The organism is Paenibacillus vortex V453 (assembly GCF_000193415.1).
Lineage (GTDB): Bacteria > Bacillota > Bacilli > Paenibacillales > Paenibacillaceae > Paenibacillus_AQ > Paenibacillus_AQ glucanolyticus.
In genome coordinates, this window is record NZ_ADHJ01000007.1 from 66,849 (window position 1) to 77,684 (window position 10,836).

Consider the following 10,836-nt stretch of genomic DNA (forward strand, 5'->3'; position numbering starts at 1 on the left):
TATTGACAAATGTCTTGAAATATTATATCTTTATATTAAGATAAAATACGAAATGAATTCAACGGAAAAGAGGCGATATTCATGATTCAAAGCTTAACCCGGATTAATCAATTGGCCCAAAAACAGCGGGAGGGCACACTCACGTCAGCGGAAAAAGACGAGCAACAGGTCCTGCGCCAAGAATATTTGCTTGAAATTCGCGGACAAGTACTCAGCACCTTCTCGGGATTAAGCATCGTGGATCCCGCCGGAAACGATGTAACGCCCGAGAAGCTTCGTGATAAGCAGAAGCAGTTAAAAGATAATTGAACTGCGGCAGCTGGTTTTTTGAAAGAAGGACTACTGGCTGTGAGTTATCAATCCGAAGTGTTATTGCGTACTTTTAGCCCCTTAAAGACTTTTATATCCTAAGATAACAGCTCCCGCAGGTTCACTGAACTTGCGGGAGCTTTTGGTGTGGCTCCGATATAATACATACAGTATGGGTGTAACCTTTTGAAAGCCCCGGACATCTAATCATTGAAATCATCCAACATAAATCTGGTTAACGAAGATGCTCTGAAGGGAGGTTATGCTTTGGAATTGGAGCAAGATTCAGAGATTAAACTCGCCAAGAATGGAAATCATGAGGCATTTATTAATCTGATTAAACCGTTAGAATTGCAAATGTACAGCATAGCGAAGGCCATTCTCCGACACGATGAGGATTGTGCAGATGCCATGCAGGAAGCCATATTGAAAGCTTATAAATCGCTCCCGAGTTTAAGGCAACCGTCCTTCTTCAAAACATGGCTGTTTCGCATCCTGATCAATGAATGCAACACTATCATCCGAAGAAGAAGCAGCATGATTCCCTTGTTAAACCTGGATGAAGCCCAATATGATGCACCAAACCCGGAGGTTAGGATCGATCTGCGCGAAGCCGTGTACAGACTGAAGGAGGTGTCTCGCACCATCATTATCCTGCATTATTTTCGGGATTTACCTTTACGACAGATTGCGGAAATGCTTGATTTGAACGAAGGTGCTGTTAAGACGCGTCTTCACCGGGCTCGGGTTACATTATCAGAATGGCTTACCAATCATAAAGAAGGGGAGGTTAACGTATGAACCATGACCTTAATCACGAACTTGAACAGGCGAAGGATGAAGCAGGGGAAGTTCAGCAGTTGCCGGATACGATCCGTATGCGTTTAGACCATACTTATCGGATTATAGAGAATAGTCCTCCTGTTCGAAAAAAGCGATATTGGACTGGTTTGTTGGTGGCTGTGGCGGCGTCGGGGTTACTGATTATCGGATCGGGTTTCATCTCCCCGGTCATGGCCGAAGCTCTAAAAAACATACCGGTTTTAGGTAGCATTTTTCTGAATGACGGGGATGAAGGGTTAAAAACAGCTAGCCGACAGGGCATGATAACGGAAGTTCAACAGAGTGTTGCCCATGATGGGATTACGATAAGCATATCAGAATTGATGTATGACGGAAGTCGTATTTCAATGGTATTGACCCGGCAGACCATCGATGGCAAGAATGAATCGTTTGGTCAATTAGGCAGTAAGGCCAGTCAGCGCGGGGACGTGAATGGGGTCCAATTTTACGTGGATGGGGAGGAACTGGGGAATTACGGTTACAGCATTACGGGAGTAGGGGATGGCGCGCCGAATTCGGATATCGTGAACTTGTCGCCAGAGGGACTGCCCGACGAGTTCACATTAGAGGTCGTTATTCGAGACATCAGCGTATCGGAGCCGTTTAGATTCAGCATTCCGGTCAAAAATAGCGCTGCAGATCGTGCGGTCCTTAAATCGGAGGAGCCTAATATACATGACAATATCCATATGGAGATCAGCAGCTTTAAAATTACCCCTGCCACAATGCAAATGATAGTTAGCATCACGGGTAAGCCAGGCCAGCATCTTAAGGAGTTCATTGAATCTGTTCCTGATCAATATAAAGTGGAAGATTTCATAAATATTGATTATGAGGTGATGAACGAGAAGGGGGAAATAGCCAAATCCCTTGGTGCCATGGGCAGCGGCTCCGGCAGCCATCTTACATTCACGTTCATGTACGAACCGTTCCCAACCAAACCGAAATCCATCACGGTCAGACCTTATGTGTATAGTTCAGAGCATAAAAAAACATATATACCTGAACTGGAATTCCACCTGCCTGTTGAAGAATAAACATGTCTAATACGGAGTTAAAATGCACGAAAAAAAGAGCGAGTCAGGAGGGGAATGCCCCACTAACTCGCTCTTCTTCATGATCAGCATACGCCTAATCATCCAAACCGCTCGGTTTTATACCATTTGGACTCTCTGCCCGTGATCTTGTCCCTCATCATGGAGACAAAGGCTTTGATGGATATAACCAGAAACAGCTGGGCGTAGGTGAAATACGATACGCAGGATAGAATGAAGTTGCGTGTGTTGCTCTGACCAATGTCCGTGGCGAGCGCCAGGTTGATCTGGAGGACGTAGATATAATACATTAACGCCCATGCAATGATCAGGTACATGTACACGTCCCCCTCAAACCGGAAGGGAGAGACCACAGCCGGGTTAAACAGCGCGATGATCTGGTACACGATGTTTGCGACGAAGATGATATCCGAGATGATGATGGCAATCATGAACCAGAAGTAGCTGGCCGCGTAATACAGCACGTGCAGCTTGATCCGCCAGCTTGTCCGGTCAAACAGGTGATGAATATTATCGGTAACCACGCTGTAGTTTCCTTTGGCCCAGCGTTCGCGCTGCTTCATGTAGACCTTCAGATCCTCGGGCTCCTGCTGATAAGCCTCAGCTTGCGGAGCCAGCGCAATCAGCTGTCCTCGTGTCAGAATCTCGAACGATATAGCGGTATCCTCTGTAATCGCATGTTCGTCCCATCCGCCGATTTCCCGGATCAGCCCAGTCTTCACGATAAAGTTCGTGCCTGGAATGGTACCCAGCTTAAAAAGCTGCCATAGACCGGTATGGTGCACGCGCTGAATGGTAACCAGCTCCAGATTGATGCAGCGGGACAGAAAATTCTGTCCGCGATTTCGGGCTTTGTTGCGTCCGAAGACCGCACCATAGCGTTCAGGCTCCTCCATCGCCTTCTGCGTCAGGAACAGCAGCGCATTCTTCTCAGGCGCGGCATCCGCATCATAGACACAGATCCATTCGCCTGTGGCCTGCTTGAGCGCATCGTTCAAGGCCCCCGACTTGCCGCCGGTTCCGGTTCTCTCTAAGATGATAAAGTTGCGGTCCCGGTAGCGCTCATTGGCTTTTAATGCGCGTAAGCGCTCGGCAGTATGATCTTTGCAATTGTCGGCAATGACAATCAGCTGCATTTTGTGATGAGGGTAATTCATCTGCAGAATATGCTCGACCGTTGCTTGGATGACCAGCTCCTCGTTATGCGCGGGCACCATAACCGTTACGGTTGGGAAATCCTCCAGATTGCTGGGGTTGACCAGCTTCTGACGGCTTTGTTTATGGATGAACAGAATCGCGCCGGCCATAATAATGATGGATTCCAGAACGGCAACCCATATACTGATGATCGAGATGACCAGCAAAAAGTCAGTCACTGAACCTCCCCCGATCGTACTTTCGTTTGATTTTTGACCGGAAGCTTAAGGTCGCCACCGTAAGAAGAAGGATGGAAATGAAGAAAACAATACTGACCCCGATGCATAGAGGGATAAACCAGCTGGTGTACGCCATCGGATCGTAGGCCTCCTTATAATCATGTTGTACACGGGTTAAATATACTCCCCGATCAGGTCGGTTTCCGTATTTCGTTCTAATGCGGAGATAATGTCATCGATGTTTTCGTACCTGCTGAATTGTTCCTTCTGGAATACGAGGCCACCGGCGCGAACCACCAGCTTAAGCGACATTCCTTTTTTATCGCGGAAGGGCACGTTCATCATGGCGATTTTGATGCGTTCCATCAAGCTTTTGAGGTACTCTGGCTTGGTGAGGGGGCACAGGATGATAAAACGCCCTTCACCAATGGAGAATTTATAGTCCTCGTAGCGAATCTGCTTCTGAATGGTGCGGGATAACTCCATAATCAGTTTGGCAAAGCGGTGTGAGCCGACGGATTCCCTGGTTAAGGGGAGAAAATCGAGTTTGAACATCACGATGCAAAATCCGTATTGATCCGAATACCGATTGGCCAAATTGGCTTGTTTCATTAGTGTGTCCTCGAATGCATCTTTACTTCCTAGGGAAGTGTCAATATCGATATCCGGGTTGGTTTTTCTTAATTGCTCCAGACGTTTAATAAACCTCCGGCTTCGGACAAGGGCCAGCTTGATGAGAATCGCAACAGCGGTATTGGCGGGCAGGAGCAGAATCCAGGACAGCGTGAGTGCATTGACGGGTGCCAAGGTGGATAGCCATACAAAATAAGTGACAAGAAACACAAAGACCGTAACCGTCGAAACCCCTACCGGAAGAAAAAAACCGATCAACAGGGCGGCAAGGGTGCCAATGCTGAACATGAATTCCGTGAAAGTAAACGTTTGGTTTACGTAAATGTTCCAGTAAATCATCAGTTGCTGGACCATGGCAAGAGCAATCAGCAGGAAATATCCGAGTTCAACGCGGCGTAAGGGGGTGGAGTTTTTCATATCTAACCTACTTTCTAAGCTCATAAACCTGTACGCTGTGATGAGTCATCACATATGTTATTTAAAAATTACCCAAATGTCGATAGATTTATCGATGGTTGTCACAATGTACATATTGGATAATGGTCCCTCGCCTCCACTGACCTTGAAATTCTCTGACAAACTGGCCCCTTTCATGGATCAGGGAATACGCATAGAGTAGGGTTTAAGTTTTCGTATACTATATAGAAAAGGTGACGTTATATGCAAAAAGAGGGGACTGACTGCGATATTATCCGAAGATCATCTTGTGTTCACTCGATCGCGGCGGATTATTACAGATAAGGTTTGCATCCACATGTGAGCCAAACTACTCCGATGAAGAACGTCAAGATGTCACAGATCGCGGCGTTCATCTGTCATGTTGGTATTGGTGTTCATGCCATAATATACAGAGTGAGAAGGTGTGCCTTATGTTATTGGATCAGATCTATGCGCAGTACAAGCCGATGATGTTTGGCCTTGCTTACCGGATGCTGGGAAATGCAGCGGATGCGGAGGACATCGTGCAGGATGTTTTTTCACATTTTATGGGGCTGGACCGGGGAGACATTGTGAACGAGAAGGCCTATTTGGCTAAAATGACAACCAACCGCTGTATCAATCTGCTGAAATCCTCCAGACGGCAGCGCGAAACGTATACAGGTCCCTGGCTGCCGGAGCCGATGCCTGACTATGATATGCTGACACGCGCCGATCCTGCGGAACGCCGCGAGAATATTGGGTATGCGTACCTTGTGCTGCTTCAGCGATTAACGCCGCTGGAGCGAGCCATTTATATCGCCAAGGAAACGTTGGGCCTCGAATATGAGGTCATAGCGGAAATGCTGGGAAAGACGGAGGTAAGCTGCCGCAAGACCTTCAGCCGGGCGCGGCAGAAGATGGGGCCTGCCCGCGAGGATCCAGCCGGCGCTGGACCCCGGACAGAAATGCAGGAACGCTTCGTTGAAGCGTTCCTGCGAGCGTCCGATATGGGCCAATTTAAGCCGCTGCTATCATTGCTGAAAGAAGAGGTTACCCTGCTCTCGGATGGAGGTGGCAAGACCAGGGCAGCCCTCAATCCGATATTGGGTGTGAAACGGGTATGTGCTTTTTTCGAGGGATTGTACGCCAAGGGCTCATTCCGGGAGGGGTTTGAACCCGTTTCCGTCAACGGAGAGCCCGGTTTGCTGCTGAGACGGGATGGCAGGGTTTCCATGGTGCTTACAGTCGATTGGGAGCCCGACCTATCCCGGATCCGCCAGATTTTTCTGGTGGTCAATCCCGACAAATTGCGGCTTTTTAATCAAAACAGCCCGGGAACAGGCCCGTAGCAACGCCGATCCGGTTCCAGGCATTAATCGTTGTGATCGCCATAATTAAATCGACGTATTGCTTCTCGTCAAAATGCTTCCGCACACGTTCGTACACCTCGGCGGGAACCCCTGCCTCAGACAGCTTGGTCACATATTCCGTCAATTCGATGACCGCACGCTCCGCTTCGGAGTAAATCGGAACCTCTCGCCACATCGGCAGCAGAAGCAGCCGATCCACGCTCTCACCCATGGCCAGCAGATCCTTGGAATGCATATCTGCACAGAAGGAGCAGCCGTTGATCTGGGATGCGCGGAGTTTAATGATCTCGTACAGTTTGTGATCCAGCCCGTTCTTTTGCACGGCTTGTTCAAGGGCTAGCAGCGTCTTGAAGGCATCGGGATTAGCCGTTCGGTAATTCATTCGCAGTTCCATGTTCAGTTCCCCTTTACGGTATAAATTTGATGTTCAACCATATGACAGTTCACCGGGCAGGATTGTGACGTGGATTATAAGAAAAAAAAGAAACCCCTTTGGAGTCGAGAACGAGCCCCCGGGGCAAAGCACTTCTTCACAGAAGCGCCTTTCGCTGCGGGGCACGGCTCAAGTCCATCTAAGCGGGTTTCTTTGTCTTGTTATTTTCTCAGCGATAACGTGTGCTATATAGGTTATTGCCCAGCCTTAAGTGGAACGCGCAGCGCGTCGTTTCGATTGTGGGTTGTGTAGTTCGAAATGTAAATATCGAGCTCAGTCTGATCGAAATTCTCATACACGTCCATATGTTTATTGTTCTCATTGCCAAGCATCCCGATCATGGCCGGCATCCCATAGCTCCGGTCTTTACCATCCAAATAATAGGTTTGATTGATACCGCCAAACGCCGGATCGGAGCTCAAGGATTCCACATAGAGATGATTCTCCTTCATGTAGTAGGTCCATGTGATCGGATACCCCGCGATAGTGGTGGTCAAGCTTTGATGTTCCGCTGAGATGCCGGTCAGTTTGATCGGATTCTTGTCGCCGGCAAATTCGTCGACACGGTGCTTGGCGATCAAGGACACAGGTTGTTTAGTAAGAGAGGCTGCATCCAGTCCGGTCATTTCAAACCGCAGCTCCGTTTGGTTGGATGAACCGGACTTATACCATATACCTCCGTTGAGCAGTGTCCCGCCAACATCCAGCTGATAATCCATATAAGGAACGCGGGTGTACTTCTCTTTGTGGGTCAAGATCAATCGCACTTGCGTTGGCGTGACAATCATTTCATGAATCTTCGTTCCGCCAGGCACCTGATCCAGCGGGATATTCAGAGTCTCCTTAAATGATCCGTTTTCTAATTGTTTTTTGGACAGGGCCAAATTCAAGCTCCATGTGCCTTCAGCGGTTCCTAGCGTGCGGTCGTAAGCCAGCTGGAACTGGACACCCTGAGCGCGTATGGAGTTCGACTTGAATATTTGTTGACTCAAGTATTCTCCAGAAGCACCAGGTGTCCCGAAGACAGGGGTCTCGGCTTCCTTAATAGGCTCGTTCTTGTCATTAAGGGCTTGAATCCGCACCCAGCTTCGGTGCCTCATCTCAGGATCCGTGAACGTAATGGCTGATTTCAGGAGCATATTTCCACCGGATTGATCGAAAGACTGCAGGGTCATACTGCCAATACCGTCCTTCTGAACCTGGAACTCCTGCGTATTGGGGTTGTTCGGGTCGAAGCTGATGGAATGCATCCCGTCACCCGTAAAGCGGATATTATCCAGTGAAAATTCAACGTCAGCCGTCTTCCCATCCGCAACCCAATCGGTCTCAAAATAACCCTGGAATACACCAAGCTCCTCATTCCACTGGTGGGAATAATTACCTTCAATGGGGTTGCCCATGTGATCCTTCATCCCGATATGATCAAATCCTGCTTGCTCTCCCATCCGTGATGATCCGGGATCCAGACTGTAGAGCAGGAAAGTCCGGTTGTCATCGATAAACGCCGTGTGCACGGTTAAGGTTACGCCATCCTTCGTAACGGATTGCTCAATCGTCTGACCAAGGCCCTGCTCCAGGGCGTTTGTGATACCTGCTCGGTAGGAGAGCAGGCTGGACCAATCGTAGGACAGGGCTGCATATACCGGCGTAGCCATCAATGCAACGGATATCCCTGCCACGATGGCGATTTGCTTTCGCTTTCGAGGGCGAAGTGCAGCCGCATCACGGGCTGCGACCCGCAGCTCATCCTGTTGAATACTGCTCCACATCCGGTCAAAATCCGGGTAGGGCGCGGTCTTCTCTGCCTTCATTTGTTCTTTCAGATTGTTCTCAATGCGTTCCATATTGTTTCTCTCCCTTCAACCAAATGCTGTGATTTTGTTCGAGTTTTTTACGCATGATTTTCAGTGCTTTGTGAAGCCTTGATTTAACTGTTCCTACAGGAATCCTCAGCGTTTCGGCGATTTCCGTCATCGACAGCTCGCCGATGTAGCGGAGCGTAATGACAGCCATCAGCTTGTCCGGAAGCTGATTCAGCAGTTTCTCCCATTCGGCTGTTGCCGCTTTTTCCAATACGATGGTGTCTACGGATTTAACCGATGCGGTGGTCTGCTCGTGAAGCCATTGAACCTGGCTTTGTTTTTCCCGCTGTGTCTGATTCCTTCTAAGTAAATTCAGGCAGTGGTTCATCGTGATACGCATGATCCAGGCGCGTGTATGCTCAACGTTTCTCCATTCCTGACGAAATACGGTGACAAACACGTCGTGGCAGAGATCTTCCGCATCCTGTGCGTTCCGCAGCATGTAGTAGCAGGTGCGGTACACGTCCTTGTTATAAGCATCGAATAACTCGCGTTCCGTCAATCCAAGGCACTCCTTTCTTCGCGTTATGTTATATAAACAAATGACCGTTGCAAAGGGTTCATATTTTTTGAATTGCTTCTATGGATACAGAATTATTTCATTCTAACAAAAAAGAACACCTGCCCCCTTATAAAAAAGAGGATCAGATGTTCTTTAGATATCAGCCGATAACTATGTCATGTTAGCAGGACTGGTTATATGCATGCTGGGTGAATTACCGCTACCATTTTTTACAGTCTATGTTATACGGAACCAACTGATCTGTACCTCGCCGGTGAAGGCAAGAAATACGTTGTGCCTTCCCGCTAATCCTGTCAGAGGAGCCTTGACGGTTGTCCAGGCTTGGCGTCCTCCGGTAGGAGGGACCCTGCAGCTCCCGGCCTCGGGACCGTCGGGGCTGCCTGTTCTTACGATGACTTCGCCGCCCTTGATGTGTCCGCTCACCCTGGCCTCAAATGCGGTGAAGGCTTCATCGAAGCTCACGTCATGGAAAGCGATCCATCCCGAATCACCAGCCATACGTATGCTTTCGCCGCCTTCACGGCATTCGTCTATGAAGACATTTTGATAGTCATCATAATTCACGGCTCGAACGGGCTCCAGCAGGGAACGTGGTGGAATGGTTTCACCTGCGATTTGAAGAACGGCCGTCTCAGCTACTTGACCGGAGGACGGTCCGACCATGAGGGTGTAGCTGCCGCTCTCCACACAGTAGCGATCACGGGTGACATCCCAGAAGGCCAGGTCCCCCCGCTTTAAGCTCAAAGCTTACCGTTTCCGAAGCGTTTGGCTGGAGGTGAATGCGGCGGAAGCCTTTCAGGGTTTTGAGAGGTCGGATGACACGAGAGGAATCAGCCTTTACGTACAGCTGAACGACCTCATCGCCGGGCAGATGACCTTCATTCTTCACAACCAGCGTGACGGTCACTTGGCCATCGGCCCGGATGTTCGATTGGCTTAACGCCAGGCCGCTATAGCTGAAGTGGGAGTAGCTGAGACCGTGACCGAACGGGTACAACACATTCCCCTCGAAATATTGATAGGTCCGTTTTCCTTTGATGATGTCGTAATCCATTATATCCGGAAGCTGCTCGCTGGATTGGTACCACGTCATATTCAAGCGTCCACCCGGATTGTAATCCCCGTACAGCACGTCGGCGACCGCATACCCCAGCTCCTGACCGGCATGGGACGTAAAGACGATGGACGGCACATGCTCCTGCTCCCAGTTCACGGCAAACGGGTACCCGCCGACGATGACGACTACCGTATTCGGATTGGCTGCATGCACCGCCCGAATTAAAGCTTGCTGATTTACTTCCCAGGACTTCATGATGGCAGTACCGCCAGGCTGAGTTTCGAAGCGGAATGCTTCTGTCAGACGACCTTCTTGAACGATAAAACGATTAAACTCAAAATGGTTAACATCTGTCTTTGCATCTATAATTGCATTCATCTCTTGCAGAGCTGTTGCCACTGCTGCTGTTACCGCTGAAGCGTAAGCTGTTTCACAAGCAATTTTATAAACCATCACTCAATGCCCAAAACAATCTCCTTGTTCACTTTGTTAAGGATTGATTAAAGAGCCTGTAAAAGTTATTCCGCCTACTGCCGTACCGGTTCCCACTAACATTACAGCAATTAATGAATACGTGACATTTCCAGTCCCTGGTGTTGTATCTACGTGGTTAACGTTTGTTGTTGCAAACGCACTATTGGCTGCAGCATGGGCATTCGTACTGAAGATAACAGTTGCTCCACGAAGAATCTGTAACTGAATAGAAGAGGTTCCTGCAGTCGCCTCCCAACCAACTATTCCTGTTAACCATACCCTGCTCCCTGCAGGAATGGACGTAACGGTAATTGTTTTAAGCGTTGTCGGTGCTGCAGTTAGCAAAATTGCAGAGCTCCCAGAGGTGTTAGGAGTATTCACGGATACTTGAAATTGCTGGAATACTCCTGTAGCTCCCGTTGCACCTGTGGCTCCGGTTACGCCAGTCGCCCCGGTAACGCCCGTGGCGCCGGTTGTGCCC

The 10,836-nt window shown here is 49.0% G+C and carries 11 protein-coding genes and 1 pseudogene; 4 read left to right on the plus strand and 8 right to left on the minus strand.

The window, feature by feature from the left end; all coding sequences use genetic code 11:
- Window positions 1-81 precede the first annotated feature (81 nt).
- The 3 genes from PVOR_RS03745 (at window position 82) to PVOR_RS03755 (ending at window position 2,189) form a co-directional block, all read left to right on the plus strand.
- Entirely contained in the window at window positions 82-309 is a 228-nt protein-coding gene (locus tag PVOR_RS03745; RefSeq protein WP_006207747.1) for a DUF896 domain-containing protein, read from the plus strand.
- 267 nt (window positions 310-576) lie between these two features.
- Complete coding sequence (locus tag PVOR_RS03750; RefSeq protein WP_006207748.1) at window positions 577-1,110, plus strand: sigma-70 family RNA polymerase sigma factor; 534 nt, start codon at window positions 577-579, stop codon at window positions 1,108-1,110.
- Window positions 1,107-2,189, plus strand: a complete 1,083-nt coding sequence (locus PVOR_RS03755) for a DUF4179 domain-containing protein (RefSeq protein ID WP_006207749.1) — start codon at window positions 1,107-1,109, stop codon at window positions 2,187-2,189. Before PVOR_RS03750 ends, PVOR_RS03755 begins: the two co-directional genes overlap by 4 nt.
- Before the next feature lie 98 nt (window positions 2,190-2,287).
- Here the strand turns inward: PVOR_RS03755 and PVOR_RS03760 are convergent, their stop codons facing one another.
- Entirely contained in the window at window positions 2,288-3,583 is a 1,296-nt protein-coding gene (locus tag PVOR_RS03760; RefSeq protein WP_006207750.1) for a glycosyltransferase family 2 protein, read from the minus strand.
- Between the two features lie 174 nt (window positions 3,584-3,757).
- Window positions 3,758-4,633, minus strand: coding sequence for a GGDEF domain-containing protein (locus PVOR_RS03765; RefSeq protein ID WP_006207752.1), 876 nt, complete (start codon window positions 4,631-4,633; stop codon window positions 3,758-3,760).
- A 452-nt stretch (window positions 4,634-5,085) separates the two neighbouring features.
- On the opposite strand from PVOR_RS03765, the gene PVOR_RS03770 reads away from it, so the two are divergent.
- Window positions 5,086-5,985: a sigma-70 family RNA polymerase sigma factor gene (locus PVOR_RS03770; protein WP_006207753.1), complete on the plus strand. Its 900-nt coding sequence runs from the start codon at window positions 5,086-5,088 to the stop codon at window positions 5,983-5,985.
- On the opposite strand, the gene PVOR_RS03775 is transcribed toward PVOR_RS03770, so the two are convergent.
- The 6 genes and pseudogenes from PVOR_RS03775 to PVOR_RS30290 form a co-directional block, all read right to left on the minus strand.
- Window positions 5,954-6,400: a carboxymuconolactone decarboxylase family protein gene (locus PVOR_RS03775; RefSeq protein ID WP_006207754.1), complete on the minus strand. Its 447-nt coding sequence runs from the start codon at window positions 6,398-6,400 to the stop codon at window positions 5,954-5,956. The two genes, PVOR_RS03770 and PVOR_RS03775, sit on opposite strands and share 32 nt — an antisense overlap.
- A 233-nt stretch (window positions 6,401-6,633) precedes the next feature.
- Window positions 6,634-8,283, minus strand: a complete 1,650-nt coding sequence (locus PVOR_RS03780) for a DUF4179 domain-containing protein (RefSeq protein ID WP_006207755.1) — start codon at window positions 8,281-8,283, stop codon at window positions 6,634-6,636.
- Window positions 8,270-8,803 (minus strand): RNA polymerase sigma factor, encoded by a 534-nt coding sequence (locus PVOR_RS03785; protein ID WP_006207756.1) that lies wholly within the window; start codon window positions 8,801-8,803, stop codon window positions 8,270-8,272. Before PVOR_RS03785 ends, PVOR_RS03780 begins: the two co-directional genes overlap by 14 nt.
- Before the next feature lie 237 nt (window positions 8,804-9,040).
- The gene (locus PVOR_RS31310) at window positions 9,041-9,568 is read right to left on the minus strand and encodes a carbohydrate-binding protein (protein WP_231887979.1); all 528 of its coding nucleotides are present in this window, start codon (window positions 9,566-9,568) and stop codon (window positions 9,041-9,043) included.
- Window positions 9,522-10,334 carry a glycoside hydrolase family 3 C-terminal domain-containing protein gene (locus PVOR_RS31315; RefSeq protein ID WP_234972767.1) on the minus strand — a complete coding sequence of 271 codons (813 nt, stop codon included), beginning with the start codon at window positions 10,332-10,334 and terminating at the stop codon, window positions 9,522-9,524. The genes PVOR_RS31310 and PVOR_RS31315 overlap by 47 nt, the downstream gene beginning before the upstream one ends.
- A 36-nt stretch (window positions 10,335-10,370) precedes the next feature.
- Window positions 10,371-10,836 (minus strand): annotated as a pseudogene (locus tag PVOR_RS30290) (collagen-like protein); the annotation flags it as partial.

What these genes read in the sequence shown, in the direction of transcription:
- PVOR_RS03770 (WP_006207753.1), top strand. Translation starts at nt 5,086, where the DNA reads ATGTTATTGGATCAGATCTATGCGCAGTACAAGCCGATGATGTTTGGC.
- PVOR_RS31315 (WP_234972767.1), bottom strand. Translation starts at nt 10,334, where the DNA reads ATGGTTTATAAAATTGCTTGTGAAACAGCTTACGCTTCAGCGGTAACA.
- PVOR_RS03765 (WP_006207752.1), bottom strand. Translation starts at nt 4,633, where the DNA reads ATGAAAAACTCCACCCCCTTACGCCGCGTTGAACTCGGATATTTCCTG.
- PVOR_RS03745 (WP_006207747.1), top strand. Translation starts at nt 82, where the DNA reads ATGATTCAAAGCTTAACCCGGATTAATCAATTGGCCCAAAAACAGCGG.
- PVOR_RS03755 (WP_006207749.1), top strand. Translation starts at nt 1,107, where the DNA reads ATGAACCATGACCTTAATCACGAACTTGAACAGGCGAAGGATGAAGCA.
- PVOR_RS03780 (WP_006207755.1), bottom strand. Translation starts at nt 8,283, where the DNA reads ATGGAACGCATTGAGAACAATCTGAAAGAACAAATGAAGGCAGAGAAG.
- PVOR_RS03775 (WP_006207754.1), bottom strand. Translation starts at nt 6,400, where the DNA reads ATGGAACTGCGAATGAATTACCGAACGGCTAATCCCGATGCCTTCAAG.